The sequence below is a fragment of the Desertihabitans brevis genome (assembly GCF_003327535.1).
In the GTDB taxonomy this organism is placed as follows: domain Bacteria; phylum Actinomycetota; class Actinomycetes; order Propionibacteriales; family Propionibacteriaceae; genus Desertihabitans; species Desertihabitans brevis.
Genome location: NZ_QOUI01000004.1, coordinates 108,582 through 126,879 on the forward strand (window position 1 = coordinate 108,582; position 18,298 = coordinate 126,879).

The 18,298-nt window shown below is 74.1% G+C and carries 18 protein-coding genes; 10 read left to right on the plus strand and 8 right to left on the minus strand.

The window, feature by feature from the left end; genetic code table 11:
- The first annotated feature begins 73 nt into the window (after nucleotides 1-73).
- Entirely contained in the window at nucleotides 74-922 is an 849-nt protein-coding gene (locus tag DT076_RS07860; RefSeq protein WP_114126114.1) for an NAD-dependent epimerase/dehydratase family protein, read from the plus strand.
- A gap of 22 nt (nucleotides 923-944) precedes the next feature.
- On the opposite strand, the gene DT076_RS07865 is transcribed toward DT076_RS07860, so the two are convergent.
- Together DT076_RS07865 and DT076_RS07870 are read right to left on the minus strand one after the other, a co-directional pair.
- Nucleotides 945-1,283 carry a TFIIB-type zinc ribbon-containing protein gene (locus DT076_RS07865; RefSeq protein ID WP_114126115.1) on the minus strand — a complete coding sequence of 113 codons (339 nt, stop codon included), beginning with the start codon at nucleotides 1,281-1,283 and terminating at the stop codon, nucleotides 945-947.
- 73 nt (nucleotides 1,284-1,356) lie between these two features.
- Nucleotides 1,357-2,034 carry an HAD family hydrolase gene (locus tag DT076_RS07870; protein ID WP_199539042.1) on the minus strand — a complete coding sequence of 226 codons (678 nt, stop codon included), beginning with the start codon at nucleotides 2,032-2,034 and terminating at the stop codon, nucleotides 1,357-1,359.
- A 25-nt stretch (nucleotides 2,035-2,059) separates the two neighbouring features.
- On the opposite strand from DT076_RS07870, the gene DT076_RS07875 reads away from it, so the two are divergent.
- Nucleotides 2,060-3,031 (plus strand): DNA polymerase domain-containing protein, encoded by a 972-nt coding sequence (locus tag DT076_RS07875; protein WP_114126116.1) that lies wholly within the window; start codon nucleotides 2,060-2,062, stop codon nucleotides 3,029-3,031.
- An 89-nt stretch (nucleotides 3,032-3,120) separates the two neighbouring features.
- Here the strand turns inward: DT076_RS07875 and DT076_RS07880 are convergent, their stop codons facing one another.
- The 6 genes from DT076_RS07880 to DT076_RS07905 all read right to left on the minus strand — a co-directional run bounded on the left by DT076_RS07880 (nucleotide 3,121) and on the right by DT076_RS07905 (nucleotide 9,078).
- A complete protein-coding gene (locus tag DT076_RS07880; protein WP_114126117.1) occupies nucleotides 3,121-3,333 on the minus strand; it encodes a YbdD/YjiX family protein in 213 nt (70 codons plus the stop codon).
- Nucleotides 3,333-5,570, minus strand: a complete 2,238-nt coding sequence (locus DT076_RS07885) for a carbon starvation CstA family protein (RefSeq protein WP_114126118.1) — start codon at nucleotides 5,568-5,570, stop codon at nucleotides 3,333-3,335. Before DT076_RS07885 ends, DT076_RS07880 begins: the two co-directional genes overlap by 1 nt.
- A 74-nt stretch (nucleotides 5,571-5,644) precedes the next feature.
- The gene (locus tag DT076_RS07890; protein WP_114126119.1) at nucleotides 5,645-6,226 is read right to left on the minus strand and encodes a dihydrofolate reductase family protein; all 582 of its coding nucleotides are present in this window, start codon (nucleotides 6,224-6,226) and stop codon (nucleotides 5,645-5,647) included.
- Nucleotides 6,227-6,451: 225 nt separating this feature from the next.
- Nucleotides 6,452-7,435: an FHA domain-containing protein gene (locus DT076_RS07895; RefSeq protein WP_114126120.1), complete on the minus strand. Its 984-nt coding sequence runs from the start codon at nucleotides 7,433-7,435 to the stop codon at nucleotides 6,452-6,454.
- Nucleotides 7,436-7,484: 49 nt separating this feature from the next.
- Nucleotides 7,485-8,552 carry a M23 family metallopeptidase gene (locus DT076_RS07900; RefSeq protein WP_114126121.1) on the minus strand — a complete coding sequence of 356 codons (1,068 nt, stop codon included), beginning with the start codon at nucleotides 8,550-8,552 and terminating at the stop codon, nucleotides 7,485-7,487.
- 10 nt (nucleotides 8,553-8,562) lie between these two features.
- Complete coding sequence (locus DT076_RS07905; protein WP_114126122.1) at nucleotides 8,563-9,078, minus strand: hypothetical protein; 516 nt, start codon at nucleotides 9,076-9,078, stop codon at nucleotides 8,563-8,565.
- A 247-nt stretch (nucleotides 9,079-9,325) separates the two neighbouring features.
- Here DT076_RS07905 and DT076_RS07910 point away from each other — a divergent pair, with 247 nt between their 5' ends.
- The 8 genes from DT076_RS07910 to DT076_RS07945 are packed head-to-tail and all read left to right on the plus strand — an operon-like array spanning nucleotide 9,326 to nucleotide 18,298.
- Nucleotides 9,326-9,949 (plus strand): DUF6668 family protein, encoded by a 624-nt coding sequence (locus DT076_RS07910; protein WP_114126123.1) that lies wholly within the window; start codon nucleotides 9,326-9,328, stop codon nucleotides 9,947-9,949.
- A gap of 40 nt (nucleotides 9,950-9,989) precedes the next feature.
- Nucleotides 9,990-10,289 (plus strand): hypothetical protein, encoded by a 300-nt coding sequence (locus DT076_RS07915; protein WP_199539043.1) that lies wholly within the window; start codon nucleotides 9,990-9,992, stop codon nucleotides 10,287-10,289.
- Between the two features lie 43 nt (nucleotides 10,290-10,332).
- Nucleotides 10,333-11,112, plus strand: a complete 780-nt coding sequence (locus DT076_RS07920; RefSeq protein WP_114126124.1) for a hypothetical protein — start codon at nucleotides 10,333-10,335, stop codon at nucleotides 11,110-11,112.
- 3 nt (nucleotides 11,113-11,115) lie between these two features.
- The gene (locus DT076_RS07925; RefSeq protein WP_199539044.1) at nucleotides 11,116-12,897 is read left to right on the plus strand and encodes a hypothetical protein; all 1,782 of its coding nucleotides are present in this window, start codon (nucleotides 11,116-11,118) and stop codon (nucleotides 12,895-12,897) included.
- A complete protein-coding gene (locus DT076_RS07930) occupies nucleotides 12,884-14,395 on the plus strand; it encodes an SCO6880 family protein (RefSeq protein WP_199539045.1) in 1,512 nt (503 codons plus the stop codon). Before DT076_RS07925 ends, DT076_RS07930 begins: the two co-directional genes overlap by 14 nt.
- Nucleotides 14,392-16,107: an ATP/GTP-binding protein gene (locus DT076_RS07935; protein ID WP_233493777.1), complete on the plus strand. Its 1,716-nt coding sequence runs from the start codon at nucleotides 14,392-14,394 to the stop codon at nucleotides 16,105-16,107. The genes DT076_RS07930 and DT076_RS07935 overlap by 4 nt, the downstream gene beginning before the upstream one ends.
- Entirely contained in the window at nucleotides 16,104-17,900 is a 1,797-nt protein-coding gene (locus DT076_RS07940; RefSeq protein WP_199539046.1) for a type IV secretory system conjugative DNA transfer family protein, read from the plus strand. Before DT076_RS07935 ends, DT076_RS07940 begins: the two co-directional genes overlap by 4 nt.
- Nucleotides 17,897-18,298 carry a DUF4913 domain-containing protein gene (locus DT076_RS07945; RefSeq protein ID WP_233493778.1) on the plus strand — a complete coding sequence of 134 codons (402 nt, stop codon included), beginning with the start codon at nucleotides 17,897-17,899 and terminating at the stop codon, nucleotides 18,296-18,298. The genes DT076_RS07940 and DT076_RS07945 overlap by 4 nt, the downstream gene beginning before the upstream one ends.

Below are 18,298 nucleotides of genomic sequence, written 5' to 3' on the forward strand. Positions count from 1 at the left end.
GGCGTTGTCAACCATCTGGTTGACGAAGGCGTCGGCCGGTGGACACAGGAGGCCGCAGGGCAGACTGGTCCGCATGCGGATCGCGGTGACGGGCGGGGCGGGCAAGCTGGGGCGGACGGTCGTGCGGGAGCTGAGGGCGTCCGGGCACGACGTGCTGAGCCTGGACCGGCGCGGCGACCGGGCGGCCGGCGACGTGGTGCTGGAGACGACCGACTTCGGCCAGGTGCTGGACGCGCTCGCCGGGGTCGACCGCAGCGAGCCGGTGGAGGCGCTGGTGCACCTGGCGGCCGTCCCCGCGCCGGGCATCCTCACCGACGCCGCCACCTTCGCCAACAACGTCGTCAGCACCTTCAACGCGTTCTGGGCCGCGGTCCGGCTCGGCATCACGAAGATCGTCTACGCCTCCAGCGAGACGGTGCTGGGTCTGCCCTTCGACACCCCGCCGCCCTACATCCCGGTCGACGAGGAGTACCCGGCCCGGCCGGAATCGGTGTACTCCCTGGTCAAGCACCTGGAGGAGACGATGGCGGTCGAGCTGTGCCGGTGGGACCCGCGGCTCTCGATCAGCGCCTTCCGGTTCTCCAACGTGATGGACCCCGAGGACTACGCCCGCTTCCCGTCCTTCGACGCCGACGCGATGCAGCGCAAGTGGAACCTGTGGGGCTACATCGACGGCCGCGACGCCGCGCAGGCGGTCGAGCGGGCGCTCGAGCGCGCGCCGCAGGGCTTCGAGCGCTACATCATCGCCAACGCCGACACCGTGATGAGCCGGCCCAACGCCGAGCTGGTGGCCGAGGTGTTCCCTGGCGTGGAGTACCGGGAGACCGCCGGCCCGAACGACACCCTGCTCTCGATCGACAAGGCGCGCCGGGTGCTGGGCTACGAGCCGCGGCACAGCTGGCGCGACCACGTCGGCGGCTGACGGGGCGCCGCGCCGGGCCGGCTCAGCCGAACAGGTCGCCGAGGAAGCCGCCCTTGCGCCGACGGTGGTAGCCGCCGTGGTAGCTCGGCGAGTCCGGCGAGCCGGGGCTGCCCCACCCGCGCCGCTGCGGCCGCACCGGCTGCTGCGGCGGGTAGCCGCCCTGGTGCGACGGGTAGCCGGCCGCCGGCGGAGGGGCGGCCTGCTGACCACCGCCGTAGTAGGACGTCTCGGCGTCCATCAGCTTCTCCAGCTCACCGCGGTCGAGGAAGACCCCGCGGCACTCCGTGCACTGGTCGATGATGACGCCGCTGCGCTCGTAGTGGCGCATGCCGGCTCGGCACTTCGGACAGGTCAGGTCCATGGCGCAACTCTAGGAGCCCACCCGCCGGGCCGGCAGGGACGCGGCCCCGGCCGTCATGGCGCGGTGGCGACGCTCAGCCGGGGACGGTCAGCTCTCCCAGCTCGCGGATCCGCTCGACGTCGGCCTCGCCGTGGACGTCGTCACGGTCGAGCAGGACGGCCCGCAGCCCGGCGGCGGAGGCGCCGCGGACGTCGTTCTCCAGGGAGTCGCCGACCATCAGCACCTGCTCGGCCCGGGTGCCCAGCCGCTGCACCGCACCGGAGAAGGCCAGCGGGTGCGGCTTGCCGAAGGGGAGGGAGGAGGAGGCGATCACCACGTCGAGCAGCGGGGCGAGCCCGAGCCGCTCGACCTTGCGGGTCTGCTGCTCCTCCTCGCCGTTGGTGAGCACCCCCGTGCGCAGACCCGCCGCCCGCAGCCGCCGCAGGGTCGGCACCGCGTCGTCGAACAGGCGCCAGCCGTCCTCGTAGCGGCGCAGGTAGTCGGCGAACAGCTCGTCCACGACCGCGTCCTCGGCGAGGTCGAGGTGGGTCGCGAAGGCACGCACCCTGGCCCGTCGCTGCTCGGTGAAGCTGAGCTCGCGGCGCTGGTAGCGGGCGTAGAGCGGCTCGGCGACGCGGCTCCAACGGGAGGCGATCTCGTCGGGGTCGCCGCCGATGCCGAGGTCAGCCGCCCAGGCGAGCACCGCGGCCCGCGTGGCGGCCCGGGTGTCGAGCAGGGTGTCGTCGAGGTCGAGCAGCACCGTGTCGATCACCCCGTCAGCATGGCAGGCTGACGTCGTGGCCGCAGCGACGACGCAGACGCGGGCCGGCGTCCCCGTCACCAGTCTCGACTCCGAGCTCTTCGACGGGGCCGGGGCGACCAAGCGGGACCTGCTCGACTACCTCGAGGCGGTCGCGCCGTTCCTGCTGCCCGAGCTCACCGGGCGTCCGCTGTCGGTGATCCGGGTGCGGCCCGGCCAGCAGCCGTTCATGCAGAAGAACCTGCCGGCCTCCGCCCCGGACTGGATCCCGCGGGTGCCGATCTGGGCCGAGGCCTCGCACCGCGAGGTGTCCTACGCGCTGTGCGAGGAGACCCGGACGCTGGTGTGGTTCGGCAACCAGCGCGCCGTCGAGTACCACCCGACCCTGCACCGGCGCGGGGCCGACGACGCGTCCGTGCTGGACCGGCTGGTGGTCGACCTCGACCCGCCGGAGGGCTCGGACGCCTTCGCCGCCGCGGCCGCGGTGGCCCTGGTGGTGCGGGAGGTGCTGTCGGGGTGCGGCCTGGCCGGGGCGGTGAAGACCAGCGGCTCCAAGGGCGTCCACGTCGTCGTCCCGCTGGCCGGGGGCGACCCGGCCGACGCCGCCGCCGCGACCCGCGCGCTGGCCGCCCGCACCGCCGCCCTCGACCCGGACCGGGCGACCGTCGAGTACGTGAAGGCCGACCGCGGCGGACGGGTCTTCGTCGACTCCACCCGGGCCGGCGGGGCCACCGTGGTCGCCGCCTGGAGCCCGCGGATCCGCCCGGGCACGCCGGTCTCCTGGCCGCTGGCCTGGGACGAGCTGACCGACGTCCACCCGAGCGACTTCACGCTCCGCGCGGTGACCGCCCGGCTCGGCACCGACCGCTGGGCCGAGCTGCCCGACCCGCAGCAGCTGCCGGCCAACCTGGTCGCCGAGGGCCACGACATCCCGGTCGCCCGGGTGGCGGCCATGCACGAGGGCAGGCGCCGGGCGCGGCGGCGTCGCGAGACGGACGACACCGACTAGCCCGGGAGCGCTCCAGAACATGTCGATGGCGTCCCCTCAGGCCCGTAGGGGCCCTGACGGGACGCCATCGACAGGAACTGGCGCAGCCTTCAGCAGCAGCGGCCCTGCGGGTTGCGGTCCTGGTCGGCGTGGACGCCGCGCCAGAACTCCGACCGGCTGAGCGGCGTCCGGTCGGGGTGGGTGCGGCGCTCGTGGTCGAGGTAGGCCTCGTAGCGCGACTCCCCGGTCACCCCGTGCAGGTACCAGCGGAGCCCGCGCCACACCCGCCGCGCGACGGGGACGTCGACGCCGGGGCGTGCCATCAGTGGCCCCGCGACGGCTGCTGCTCGGCCGGCAGCGCGTCCCACTGCCGCTGCAGCTCGCGCTCCTCGGCGGTCGGCACCAGGCCGGCCGGGGCGAACCGGCGCGAGGGCACCCGGGCGTCCTCGTGCTCGGTCAGCTGCTCCCCGCGCAGGGCGCGTGCCACCACCACCAGCGCGGTGATGATGACGACGATCGCCAGCACCACGAAGACGATCGACAGCGTGCCCTGGATGGCGGTGTTGCGGACCACCGCCTGCATCTCCTCGACGGTGTCGGCGCTGCCGAGGGAGGTCTGGCCGGACGCCAGCGCGTCGCGGTAGGCGGCGTGCTGGGCCCAGTAGCCGACCGCCGGCACCGGGGAGAAGATCTTCTGGAACGAGGCGGTGATGGTGACCACCGCGACGAAGGCCAGCGGCAGCGCCGGGATCCACAGCCAGCGGAAGGTGCGCCGCTGCGCGACGATGGCCAGCACCACCGCCAGCGCGATGGCGGCCAGCAGCTGGTTGGCGATCCCGAACAGCGGGAACAGCGTGTTGATGCCACCCAGCGGGTCGGTGACGCCCATCAGCAGCACCGCGCCCCACGCGGCCACCATGATCGCGGTGCACAGCCAGGCCCCGGGCAGCCAGGAGGTGTCGCGGAAGCGCGGGACGACGTTGCCCAGGGTGTCCTGCAGCATGAAGCGGGCCACCCGGGTGCCGGCGTCGACGGCGGTGAGGATGAACAGCGCCTCGAACATGATCGCGAAGTGGTACCAGAACGACATCAGCGCCGGCCCGCCGATGAAGCCCTGCATCACCTGCGCCAGCCCCAGGGCCAACGTCGGAGCGCCACCGGTGCGGGACACGATCGACTCCTCACCGACCGCCTCGGCGGTGGAGGTGAGCATCTCCGGGGTGAGGTTCACACCGGTCAGGCCGAGACCGTTGACGAAGGCCACCGCGCCCTCGACCGTACCGCCGGTGGCGCCGGCGGAGGCGTTCATCGCGAAGTAGATGCCGCGGTCGATGGAGATGGCCGCGACCAGCGCCATGATCGCCACGAACGACTCCATCAGCATGCCGCCGTAGCCGATGAAGCGGGTCTGGCGCTCCTTCTCCAGCATCTTCGGGGTGGTGCCGGAGGCGATCAGGGCGTGGAAGCCCGACAACGCCCCGCAGGCGATGGTGACGAAGAGGAAGGGGAACAGCGCGCCCGGCCAGACCGGTCCGGTCTCCCCGCTCGCGAACTCGCTGAACGCCGGCACCGAGATCTCTGGCCGTACCACGACGATGGCCAGCGCCAGGGCGAGGATGACGCCGATCTTCATGAACGTCGACAGGTAGTCGCGCGGGGCCAGCAGCACCCACACCGGCAGCACGGCGGCGATGAAGCCGTAGATGATGATGCCCCAGGCGATGGTGGTGCGGTCCAGGGTGAACAGCTCCGCGCCCCAGGCGGTGTCGGCGATGACGCCGCCGCCGATGATGGCGGCCATCAGCAGCACGAAGCCGATCAGCGAGACCTCGGTGATCCGGCCCGGACGCAGCCAGCGCAGGTAGGCACCCATGAACAGCGCGATCGGCACCGTCATCGCGACGGAGAACACGCCCCACGGGCTCTCGCCGAGGGCGTTGACGACCACCAGCGCGAGGATCGCGGTGATGATGACCATGATGAGCAGGGTCGCGACGATGGCCGCCGCGCCGCCGATCCGGCCGAGCTCCTCCCGGGCCATCTGGCCGAGCGAGCGGCCGCTGCGGCGCATCGAGAAGAACAGCACCAGGTAGTCCTGGACGGCCCCGGCCAGCACGACCCCGACGATGATCCACAGGGTGCCGGGCAGGTAGCCCATCTGCGCGGCCAGCACCGGACCCACCAGCGGGCCGGCGCCGGCGATCGCGGCGAAGTGGTGGCCGAACAGCACCCGGCGGTCGGTGGCGACGTAGTCCTTGCCGTTGGCGAGGTGCTCCGCGGGGGTGGCGCGGGTGTCGTCGGGGCGGACGACGTGGCGCTCGATCACCTTGGCGTAGAAGCGGTAGCCGATGAGGTAGGTGCAGGCGGCGGCGAAGACGAACCAGATCGCGTTGACGGTCTCACCGCGGACGATGGCGAGCATCGTCCAGGCGACGCCGCCGAGCAGCGCGATGACCGCCCACAGCGCGATCTTCTGCGGCGTCCAGCCGCGACCGGGCTCGGCGGCGACCGGTGGCAGCTCGCGTTCGGGGGTGACGGTCGGGGCGGCGTCGTTGCTCATCTCGGGCTCCTCCAGGGGGGTGTGGGGCCCGCGCATCGTAGCCCTCGCGTCCGGGGCGGACGAGGCCGGCGGGGTCAGCGGCGCCGGTCGAGGGTGAGCACCTGCACCCCCGACGGCAGCGGCTCCGACGCGACGAAGGAGAACAGGGCGGGGGAGAAGCCGCCGACGAAGAGCGGGATGCCGGAGCCGATCACCGACGGGTTCACCTTGAGCACGAGCCGGTCGATCTCGGGCAGCAGGCTGTGCGCGAGTCGTCCGCCACCGACCAGCCACAGGTCGAGCCCGTCCTCGGCCTTGAGCTCGCGGACACGCTGCACCGGGTCGGTGCCCACCAGCTCGACGTCGCCCCCGACGCCTCCCAGCGTGGTGGAGAAGACGAGGTGGCGCAGGTGCGGGTAGGCGTCGTCGAGCCCGGCGTCCAGCCCGATCTGGTACGAGCCCCGACCCTCCAGCACGGTGTCGAACACCCGCCCCGGACCCTCGATCCCGAGTGCGGCCCGGGCCGGCGCGGGCAGCGTCTCGGGGTAGTGGGTGGCGATGAACTCGACCAGGTCCGGCCCGACCTCGAAGTACGGCTGGCCACTGGGGTCACCGCCGTCGGGGCCGGCGATGAAGCCGTCCAGCGTGGTCGCCACGTAGTAGGTCAGTCGGCGCATCGGTGCTCCTGGCGTGGGATGGCGGCTGGTTCGTCCAGGCCGGGGTCGGACCCGCCCGACCGTAGCGACGGCCTCGCCGGGACGCATCCGGGGTGGGCCCGTGACGCCTGCGCCGAGCGGATCATCCGAGGGGTCGGCCTCGCGTTCCGACCCCTCTGCCGATCCACTCGGCGGCTGCCGGACTGGGGCAGCGGTCCGGCCTGGGTCCGCCGGCCGCCGACGACGTCAGGCCAGCTCGACCGTGCAGACGACGTCGGCCAGCCGGAGCCGGGTCCCGGGTGCTACCTCGTGCGGCTGGCCGCTCGGGAACGGTGTGCGTGAGCCGACCGGGCCGGTGCCGTTGCGGGAACCGACGTCGGTCACGGTGATCCGGCCGCGCGCGTCGACGTCGAGGAGGGCATGGGTGCGCGAGACCAGGCCGCGGGGACTGACGACGGGCACCGGGGTGCGCCCGTCCCGGGTCTGCGGCGCCCGACCGAGCACGACACCGCCCGGCGCGTCGAGCAGGACGGGCGGCTGGTGCTCGAAGCTGATCCGCATCCGCACGGTGCGCGTCGTCGGGCCGGGTCCGGCTGGTGGTGCCGCGCCGGCCGGTCCAGGTCGTCCGGGAGCGGACGCCGCCGGCGGGGTCGCCGGGATCGGCGCCCGCGGTGGCCGGTCCGCAGGAGGCGGCGGGCTGTCCGGCTCGATCTCCGACGGAGAGGTGGCGGTGGGGGCCGCTGCCTCAGCCCGTGGCCGGTCCGGGACGGGGCGCGGCGGGGAGGAGGCCGAGGACGCCGACCGGGCGCCGAGCTCGTCCTCCGCCGGACCGCTCTCCACCCGCAACGGCTCCAGCGTACCGCACTGGGGGCATCGCGTCTCGGTGACCGGCTGCAGGCGGCGGCAGGACCGGCAGCGGCCCTCGTGCACGGTGAGCCCCTCGCTCGGCGCCACCATGCCGTCCTCGCCCAGCAGCTGGACGACGCCGGTGGGCCGCACGGCCAGCGTCCAGGTCGCCTCGCCCTCGGTCACGGTGAACCGGACCGGACGCGCCAGCGAGCGGGCGATCGCCACGCAGCGGGCGATCATGCCGGTGCGCAGCACCTCGACCGACTCGGCCCCGCACGGGCGCTCGGTGCCGTTGACGGTGAGCGATCCGGTGCCGTCCGGGCGGACGACCGCGACGATCCGCGGCCAGGCGACCACGTACTCCGACGGTGGGATGCTCACACGACCTCCTTCGGACCGGACCACACGTTGTCCCCGACGCCGGCCTGCCTCATCCCAGCCCCACCTGGCGCTCGGTGAGGAACGGCACGGGGTCGACGGTCGAGCCGTCGACGAAGACCGAGAAGTGCAGGTGGCACCCGGTCGACCAGCCGGACGAGCCGACCTTGCCGATCTGCTGGCCCGCCTGCACCTCGTCGCCCTCCTGGACCAGCATCCCCGACTCGTACATGTGCAGGTAGGCGGTGACCACCCCACCGCCGTGGTCCACCTTGATGGTGCCGTTGCCGGCGCCGTCGAAGCCACGGAAGACCACCACGCCGTCCTGGGCCGCCCAGATCGGGCCGTTGCAGCCGCCGCCGTTGAGGTCGGTGCCGTCGTGCAGCTTGAGCACGCCGGTGATGGGGTGCACCCGCATCCCGTAGGGGCTGGTGATCGGGCCCGCGCTGGGGGCGGCCCACCCGGTCATCGACACCTCGCCCGGGGTCGTCGTCCCGTCCGTGCAGCCACCGCCTCCGGGCCCGGTGGTGAGCCCGGTGTCGACCCCGGAGAGGTGCTCGACCACCTGCACCGCGGCGTCCCAGAACCTGGTGTAGTGGTACGGGTCGGCGTTGCGCTGGGTGCGGTGGGCGACGATCGTCGGCTCGAGGGTGTCGCGGCCCTCCACCTGCATCATCGCCCGGAAGAAGTTGGTCGAGCTGATGTAGGGGTCCATCCGGTCCTCGTAGCTGCCCCAGGCGCCGTTGGCCCGCTGCTGGAACAGGCCGCGGCTGTCCGGGCCGGCGGCGTCGCCGTAGTCGATCACCCTGAGGGAGGACTCGCCCATCGCGGTCATCACCCCGATGGTGATGTCGCGGACGCCGAGGTCGAGGTCCTTGCCGGCCTGCATGACGTAGGCGGCGTTGACCAGCTGCTCGTGGCCGTAGCCGGCCACCGTGCCCTCCGGCACGGTGTCGGGGTCGATCGACAACGTCTGCCCGTTGCCGCTGGTGCCGGGACCGCAGCTGGGGCCCTCCGGTGGCCCGCCCATCAGCAGCAGCAGCGCGAGGGCGGGCAGGAAGACCAGGGCCAGCGCGCCGACCACCACGGCCACGACGACCCCGTTGCGGTTCTCGTTCATGCCGGCTGCCTCACAGGTCCTCGGGCGGGGTGATCCGGTGGGTGTACCAGGGCGCCTCGGCGTCGGCCCGGCTCAGCAGCAGGGTGTAGTCGCCGACATCGGTGGGCACCCGCACCTCGGCCACGTAGGCGCTGGTGTCCTTGACCAGCTCGGCGTCCCCGGTCACCTCGCTGGCCGGCACGTTGGCGGGGTCGACGTAGGCGTAGTCGCGGGCGGCCTCGGGGTCGAGCAGCGGCTCCAGCTCCGCCCACCACTCGTCGTAGCCGAGGTCGGGACGGGCGAAGGCGCGCATCGTGCTCTCCGCCGCCTCCAGCACCGCCGCCCGGGACGCCTCGTCCCACTCCGGGACCGGCTGGGTGGTGACCGTCTCGCCGGTGTCGGCGTTGATTACCGGGGTGGGGGTGGCGTTGGCCGGAGAGCTGCGGGACGGGTCGGGGGCCGGGGTCGGGGCGGGCTCGCCCGAGCAGGCGGACGTGATCACGGCGGCCAGCAGTCCGGCCGCCAGCGCGGCGGGGGCGCGTCGCATCGGGTCTCCTTCCTCGGGTCGACCGCGATGTTCTCATCCGACGGGTTCGGCCGGGCGGCCAGCGCCGGGGACGGTCGACTGGTGGACGCGGGCGCCCCGGCCGGGCGTCGCGCACGTCCGGCAGGCGACCCCGCGTCGGCATCCACCCCGGCGTGATCCACCCTGGTCGCGTGGACCGGTCGGTCGCTAGTGTCGCCCATCGCACGACCCGCACCGATCGACTGCACGCACCGGCGAGAGGAGTCACGTGAACGACGCTGGCAACCCGTGGGTCTCCCGCCCCGTCGCGCCGGAGGCCTCGGCCACGACGGAGACCCCGCAGCTGCTGCTCTCCCCGGCCAGCGGGCCCCTGACGCCGCACCGTGGCGGCGTCCCGGCCCCCGACCGCGTCGACCAGCTGCCGACCGTGAAGCACCCGGCCGCCGCCGAGCTGTGGGTCGTCGGCACCCACGGCGGGGCCGGTGAGTCCAGCCTGGCCGCGCTGTCCCCCCGGTGGGCCGCCGCCGGGCACGGCTGGCCGCTCGTCGAGGGGGCGACCCAGCCCTCGGCACGGGTGGTGCTGGCCGCCCGCTCGAACCTGCGCGGGCTCCGCTCGGCCCAGGCCGCCGCCACCCAGTGGGCCGCGGGGCTGGTGCCGTTCGTCGAGGTCGTCGGCCTGGTGGTCGTGGCCGACGCCCCCGGACGGCTGCCCCGGCCGCTGCGCGACTTCGCCAAGGTGGTCAGCGGCGGCGTCCCCCGCACCTGGCACGTGGGCTGGATCGAGCCCTGGCGCCTGGGTGAACCGGTCTCGGTGGAGACTGCCCCCCGGGACGTCCGCCGTCTCACCGACGAGCTGCACACCCTCGTCGGCGCTGGCACCACCGGCACCTGAGAAGCAGCACCCGAGCACCGCACCCCTGAGAGGAACCACCATGTCCGACCTGCTCACCATCCTCCCCGCCGCCGGCGACCTGATCGGGCTCATCCCGCTCGAGATCGGCGACCCGACCGCCCAGCAGCCTCCGGGCACCGAGGGGCTCAACACCATCCTCGGCTGGGGCAAGTGGGTGGCGCTGGCCGTCTGCATCCTCGGCCTGTTCGCCGCCGGCGCGCTGATGGCCGTCCAGTCCCGTCGCGGTGAGGGCGGCGAGCACGTCGGCAAGCTCGGCTGGGCCCTGGCCGGCGTCGTGGTCATCTCCGCCGCCGCCTCGATCGTGGGCTTCCTGGCCTGAGTCCGACCCGCCGCAGCCCCGCACGCCCCCGGAGGAGGTCGAGATGGCATCGGAGGACACCCAGCAGAGCCCGTGGACCCGTCCAGGGTTCCTGGCCGCCGCCGTGGTGGTGGTCGGGATCGCGGTCGCGGCGATCGTGCTCTCGGTGCTCGCGCTGACGCGTGAGGACGACCCGGGCGACACGGCCGCGCCGGCGCCCGACCCGTCCGCCTCGCAGACCTCCGGCACCGACCCAGCGCCGGCGTCGGCCTCGCCCTCGCCCGCCGCCGAGGAGGAGACGGAGGACAGCGTCTGCGGCCTGTCCGGGGTCGAGACCGACGGGCGGCTGTCGACCGCCCCGGAGGCCGAGTGGGAGTACCAGGGCACCACCGCCTACCCGGTCTCGACGGAGTTCGGCCCGGCCGAGACCTCCGACGAGGGCTACCGGTACTGCTTCCAGCACACCCCGGAGGGAGCGCTGCTGGCGGCCTCGAACGCCGTCACCCAGGCCACCGACCCGGCCACCGTCGGGCCCTGGCTGGAGTACTTCCTGGCCGACGGCCCGGCCAAGGAGCAGATCCTGGCCCAGGGCGGTGAGCTCACCTCGGCGGAGGGCGTGCGTCTCTCCATCGCGGGCTTCCGGATGCTCGGCTACGACGGCGAGACCGCGACCGTGGACGTCGCGATGGAGGCCAGCGGGCAGGGTCAGCAGATCATCCTCTCCGCGGTGTACACGCTGGCCTGGGAGGACGGGGACTGGAAGCTGCAGGTGACCGACCCCACCGTCCCGTTCGACGTCAGCACGCTGCCCGACCTGTCCGGCTACGTCGCGTGGGGGGCCTGAGCCGTGGCGTGCGACGGGCTGAACGTCATCAACCCCTTCTGCCACGCCGAGGAGGGGCTGGAGAACCTGGTCGGCGACGCCATCAAGAACATGGCGAACGCCGTGTTCGAGGCCGTCGGCAAGGTGATCGAGACGCTGGGCACGATGTGGGTGCACATCGGCACGCCCACGCTGATCGGAGGCGACGCCGGCAGCGGGACCGGTGCGCCACCGACGGAGGCGACCGGTGGGTTGCAGACCGTGCTGGGCTACGTCTTCTGGGTCTGCCTGGCGGTCGCCGTGCTCTCGCTGATCGCCCTGGGGGCCTGGATCGCCACCCGGATGAGAGCCGGTGAGGGGATCGGCGCCCTCGGCCGGGTCGGTGTCATCCTGCTCGCGGTGATCACCGTCTCCGGGGCCGGTTCGCTGGTCAGCGCGCTGCTGCCCTCGGGGCCCAGCGGCTCCGGCGGGGCGGTCTTCTTCCTGCAGTCCGGGCTCTGGTGGTACACCGGTGCGGCCGCGGTGCTGGCGGTGATCATCGGCGGCATCCGGATGGTCTGGCAGCAGCGCGCCGAACCGGGCAAGGACACGGTGCGCGCGCTGCTCACGCTGGTGGTGGTGGCCGGTGCCGGGGTGACCGTGGTCAACACGCTGGTCGCCGCCTCCGACGCCTTCTCGGTGTGGATCATCAACCGCTCGACCGACTGCGACGTGGAGTCGGGCACCTGCTTCGGGGAGAACATCACCACGCTGCTCGCCCTGGGTGGGGCCGCCGGCGGCGCCTCGCCGCTGGTGCCGATGCTCATCATCATCCTCGGCCTCATCATCATCCTGGCCTCGTTCGTCCAGATCGTGCTGATGGTGGCCCGGGGCGGCATGCTCGTCATCCTCACCGGCATCCTGCCGCTGGCCGCCTCGGCCACCAACACCGAGATGGGGCGCAACTGGTTCCAGAAGTGCGTCAGCTGGCTGGTGGCCTTCATCCTCTACAAGCCGGCGGCCGCGATCATCTACGCCGCCGCCTTCCAGCTCACCGGCACCGACGTGTTCCGCGACGACGGCACGGGGCTGCTCTCGGTGCTCACCGGGCTGATGCTGATGGTGCTGGCGCTGCTGGCCATGCCGGCGCTGATGCGTTTCGTCACCCCGATGGTCGGCTCGCTGGCCGCCGGCGCCGGCGGTGGGGCGGTGGCCGCCTCGGCGGTGACCAGCATGCCCGACGGCGCGCTGAGCCTCGGCCGCTCGCTGGGCTCGGGCAGCACCGGCCAGGGCGGCGGCGGGCCCCAGGGCCAGGCCGGCTCGGCCGGTCCCGACGGCTCGGCCGGCACGGCCGGCAAGCCCGGCGCCGCGGGGGCTGAGAGCAGCGGTGGCGCCGCGCCGGCCCCCGCCGCGAGCACCGGTGGCGGCGGCTCCGGCGGAGGGGTCCCGGCCTCCAGCGGTGGCGGTCGCGCCGGAGGCGGCAGCGCCGGGACCGGCGGCGCCGGGAGCGGTGGGGGAGCTGGTGGTGGTGCTCCGGTGCCCGCCGCCGCGGGTGCCGGCGGTGGATCGGCGGCTGCGGCCGGCGGTGGTGCTGCGGCCGGTGGTGGTGCTGCGGCCGGCGGTGGTGCGGCGGCTGGCGGTGGTGCTGCGGCCAGCGGGGCGGCGGCCGGTGGCGGTGCCGCGGCCGCGGGTGCCGCGGGCGGTCCGATCGGGATCGCGGCGGTCGCCGGGGCGGCCGCGCTGAAGAAGGGTGGCGACGCCGCCGTCCAGGCCAGCCAGTCGGTGGCGAACAACGCGACAGGAGAAGGACCCGATGGCAGTCGTTGACACCACCCACCGGGGTGCCCGCACCTACGGCAACTGGCGGCGCCCCACCTCCCCGGGCATCCTCGGGCTCGGCTCGGTCGGCACCGCGGTGCTGCTCGGCGGCCTCATCATGGTGGTCATCACCGTGATGGTCGCCGGGGTGCTGGAGGCGGTCATCGCCTGCGCCGTCCTCGGCGTGCTGCTGCTGGCCGTCACGGTGAAGGACGCCCACGGCAAGAACCTGCTGACCCGCAGCTCGACCCGGGTCGGCTGGTGGGTCAACCGCTCCCGCGGCTCCAACGTCTACCGCTCCGGGCCGCTGGGGCGCGCGTTGTGGGGCACCTACCAGCTGCCGGGCCTGGCCGCCCCCACCCGGCTGAGCGAGCACACCGACTCCTACGGACGTCCGTTCGCGCTGCTGTACACCCCGGCCACCGGCTCGTACTCGGTGGTCATCGGCACCGAACCCGACGGCGCGGCCCTGGTCGACCAGGAGCAGATCGACATCTGGGTCGCCGACTGGGGCCACTGGCTGGCCAACCTCGGCGACGAGCCGGGTATCGAGGCGGCCTCGGTCACCGTGGAGACCGCGCCCGACTCCGGCACCCGGCTGCGCCGTGAGGTGTCGACGCAGCTCGACGAGGACGCCCCGGAGTTCGCCAAGGCGATGCTGCGCGAGACCGTGCTGCGCTACCCGGCCGGCTCCTCGACGGTGAAGGCCTACGTCGCGGTGACGTTCGCCGCGGCCGCCCGGCCCGGGGCCAAGCGGCGCAAGCCCGACGAGATGGGGCGCGAGCTGGCGGCCCGGCTGCCCGGGCTGACCGCGGGGCTGCAGGCGACCGGCGCCGGTGCCGCGCACCCGCTGAGTGCCCAGGAGCTGTGCGAGGCGATCCGGATCGCCTACGACCCGGTGGCGGCCACCCTGATCGACGAGGCCCACGCCGCCGGTGAGGTGCCGGAGCTGACCTGGCCCGATGTCGGCCCCTCCGCGGCGCAGGCGTCCTGGAACGGCTACCGCCACGACTCGGCCTACTCCTGCACCTGGGCGATGACCGCGGCCCCGCGCGGCAACGTGCAGTCCGGGGTGCTGGCCCGCTTCCTGGCCCCGCACCGCGACATCGCCCGCAAGCGGGTGACCCTGCTGTACCGGCCGATCGACGCGGCCCGGGCGGCGGCGATGGTCGAGGCCGACCTGCGGGCCGCGGAGTTCCGGATGACCTCCACCAGCAAGCCGGCCGCCCGCGACACCCTGGCGGTGCGGGCCGCGGCCGCCACCGCCGGGGAGGAGGCCTCCGGGGCCGGGCTGGTGAACTTCGGCCTGCTCGTCACGGCGACCGTCTCCGACCTGGAGAAGGCGGCCGACGCCCGGGCCGCGATCGACAACCTCGGCGCCACCGCCCGGCTGCGGCTGCGGCCGGTCTACGGCTCCCAGGACTCCGCCTTCGCCGCCGCGCTGCCGCTGGGCCTGGTGCTGCCCAAGCACATCAAGGTGCCGGCCGAGCTGCGGGACAAGCTGTGAGCCGGGGCACCGCGGCACGGCGGGCCGAGCCGGCCCCCGGCGGGCGTCGGCGCCGCAAGGGCGGGGCGGAGCGGGAGCAGAAGACCGCCGAGGTGCGTCCCACCCGGCCGTCGATGCGGGGCTGGATCGGGCGCGGGCGCGGTGAGTCCTTCTACGTCCAGGCCCCCGACGAGTGGCGCGGCACCACGGTGCAGGTGTGCGGGCTGTGGCCCTTCGCCATCGGCACCGGGACACCGATGATGGGCGTCCCGCTCGGCCGCCACATCCACACCGGCGCCACCTTGTGCTGCGACCCGATCTCGTGGTTCCAGCGGGCCAAGCTCATCTCCAACCCGTCGGTGTTCGTGCTCGGCAAGCCCGGGCTCGGCAAGTCGACCATCGTCCGGCGGATGGCCACCGGGTTGGCCGGCTACGGCGTGATGCCGCTGGTGCTGGGTGACCTCAAACCCGACTACGTCGACCTCATCGAGGCCCTCGGCGGGCAGGTCATCACGCTGGGCCGCGGCCGCGGCTACCTCAACGTGCTCGACCCCGGCGAGGCCACCCAGGCCGCCGAGCGGCTGCGCGCGACGGGTCACGAGAAGGAGGCCCAGCAGGTGCTCGCCGACGCCCACGGCCGTCGGCACACCATGGTCTCCGCGCTGCTGACGATCATGCGCCAGGCCCCGCCCAGCGACCGCGAGGAGACCATCCTCGACCGGGCGCTGAAGGTGCTCGACAGCCGCCACGTCGGCGTCCCGGTGCTCGGCGACCTGCTCAAGGTCATCCAGGACGGGCCGGAGGAGGTGCGCGCGGTCGCGCTCGACCGCGGCGACGACAACCGCTACCGCGAGATCACCGAGCACCTCGAGGCGTCCCTGATCGGGCTCACCGGAGGCGGCCGGCTGGGCGAGACGTTCTCCCGGCACACCACCAACCCGATGCGCCGCGACGCACCCGTGGTCTACGACGTCAGCGCCATCGACGACTCCGAGATGGACCTGCAGGCGGCCACCCTGCTGGCCTGCTGGTCGGCCGGGTTCGGCACCGTCACGGTCGCCAACGCGCTGGCCGACGCCGGGCTGGAGCCGCGCCGGCACTACTTCGTCATCCTCGACGAGCTGTGGCGGGCGCTGCGGGCCGGTCGCGGCATCGTCGACCGGGTGGACGCGCTGACCCGGCTGAACCGGCAGCGCGGTGTCGGGATGGCGATGATCTCCCACACCATGAGCGACCTGCTCGCGCTGCCCAGCGAGGAGGACCGGATGAAGGCCAAGGGCTTCGTCGAACGGTCCGGGATGGTCATCTGCGGCGGGCTGCCATCGGCGGAGATGCCGCAGCTGAACTCGGCGGTGCCGTTCTCGATGGCCGAGCAGGAGCTGCTGATCGGCTGGCAGGACCCGCCGGCCTGGGACCCCTCCACGGGGCGGGAGGCCGAGCCGCCGGGACGCGGCCGGTTCCTGGTCAAGGTCGGTGGCCGGCCGGGGATCCCGGTGCGGGTGGAGCTGACCGACGTCGAGCTGTCGATCAACGACACCAACCGGCTCTGGCACGAGCGGAGCCGGGTCGGGCGCCGCGCGGTCGACCCCGACGCGCCGGACGTCCTCGACCCCGACGCCCCCGCCCCGGAGCTGCCCGACGACGTCGACCCCAACATCGTCGGCCCCGACGTCGCCGGGCCGAGCCTGGCCCAGGACCCCTCGGCGGGGTCGGACGAGGCACGGGCCTCGTGAGCGCGGCCGGCAACCGGCGTCCCTCACCCGGCGGCACGTCCGGGGAGGTGGTGCTGCTGTGGATCGGCATCGTGCTGGTGCTGGGGACCGTCGGCTCGCTCTACGTGACGATGCACCTCGGCCACCGGCTGGCCGGCACCGGGGTGGCCGTCCCCTCCGACCCGTTCGCGGTCGCGTTCGGGCTGCTTGGCGGCGACCTGCCCTGGCCCGGCACCACCGGCACCGTGGTGCTGGTGGCCCTGCTGGTGCTGGTCGCGCTGCTCGCGGTGCTCGTCGGGCTGGCGGTGGCACGGCTGCGCGGTCGGCGCACCCGGGTCGACCGGGCGGCCAGCCACATGGGCCGCGGCCGCGACGTCGAGGCACTGAGCCGGAAGAGCGCCGAGGCGACCGCCCGCCGGCTGGGCGTGGCCGGGGTGCCCGGGGTGCCGGTCGGCCGGGCGGTGGGCTCGGGCCAGCAGCTCTACGGCTCCTGGGAGGACATGCACATCGACATCTGGGGTCCCCGCACCGGCAAGACCACGAGCCGGGCGGTGCCGGCGATCCTGGAGGCGCCCGGGGCGGTGCTGGTGACGTCGAACAAGCGCGACGTGGTCGACGCCACCCGCGACCTGCGCGCCCGCTCGGGGCCGGTGTGGGTGTTCGACCCGCAGGGCGTGGCGACGGAGCCACCGGGCTGGTGGTGGGACCCGCTCAGCTACGTCACCGACGAGGTGCGGGCGGCGCGGCTGGCCGAGCACTTCGCCGCGGGCTCGCGCGACCCCGGGGCCCGCACCGACGCCTTCTTCGACCCGGCCGGACAGGACCTGCTGGCCGGGCTGCTGCTCGCCGCAGCGCTGGACCGGCGTCCGATCATGCAGGTGTACAGCTGGCTGACCCGACCCACCGACGAGACCCCGGTCGACATCCTGCGGGCGCACGGTGTGGTGCTCACCGCCGACCAGGTGGCCGGGGTGGTCACCGCCCCGGACAAGCAGCGCGGCGGCATCTACGGCACCGCCCAGCAGATGGCCTCCTGCCTGACCAACCGGCAGATCGCGAGCTGGATCGCCCCGCTCGAGCCCGGCGACACGCGTCCCCGCTTCGACCCGGTCTCCTTCGTCCGTGACGGCGGCACCCTGTACTCGCTGTCCAAGGAGGGGCGCGGCACGGCCGGGCCGCTGGTCACCGCGCTCACCGTGGCGGTCGTCGAGGCCGCGGAGGAGCTGGCCGCCCGCTCGGCCGGCGGCCGGCTGCCGGTGCCGATGGTGGGCGTCCTGGACGAGGCGGCCAACGTCTGCCGCTGGCGCGAGCTGCCCAACCTCTACAGCCACTACGGCTCGCGGGGGATCGTGCTGATGACGATCCTGCAGTCCTGGTCGCAGGGGGTCGAGGTGTGGGGCGAGGCGGGCATGAAGAAGCTGTGGTCGGCCGCCAACATCAAGGTCTACGGCGGCGGGGTCAGCGAGGCGGCGTTCCTGGAGGACCTGTCGCGGACCATCGGCGACTACGACCGGCTGCAGTCCTCCAGCTCCTACGGACGCGGCCACCGGACGGTCTCCCAGCAGCTGCAGCGCGAGCGGATCCTCGACGTGGCCGACCTCGCCGCGATGCCGAAGGGACGGGCCGTGGTGCTCGCCTCCGGGTCGCGGCCCACCCTGATCCGGACCACGCCGTGGATGGCCGGACCGCACGCCGAGGCCGTCCGCGCCTCCATCGCCGCGCACGACCCGATGGCGCGCCGCACCATCGACGAGGCCCACCAGGAGCTCGCCGCGGTGCAGGCCTCCGACGACGGCCCGCGGGGTGCCCGGTGAGCGCGCCTGAGGTCGACGGGCTCGAGGTGGAGACCGAGGCGCCGCTGTACTTCGGGTCGGTGGACGAGTTCGTCCGCGACTACCTGCGCCACGTCTACCGCCGCCGCATCGACGGCCGGAACCGCTGCTGGGCCGGGCGGTGGTGGGAGGTGGACGAGGCGGTGATCCGGCTGGAGGCGTTGTGGCGGGCCTGGGAGCAGCTGCGCCAGGACCCGGCACTGGGGATGAGCGTGTGGTGGCGCGACCACGCCGACTACCACCTGCCGATCCTGATGGACCCCGACGGCCCGTTCGCCGGGGCGACCGAGGGCGAGGAGAACCTCAGCCGGCGCGGGGAGCCGCTGCCGTACGTGGCGCCGCCCGAGGGGCTCTTCCCCGACCTCCGGACGCAGGGCTGA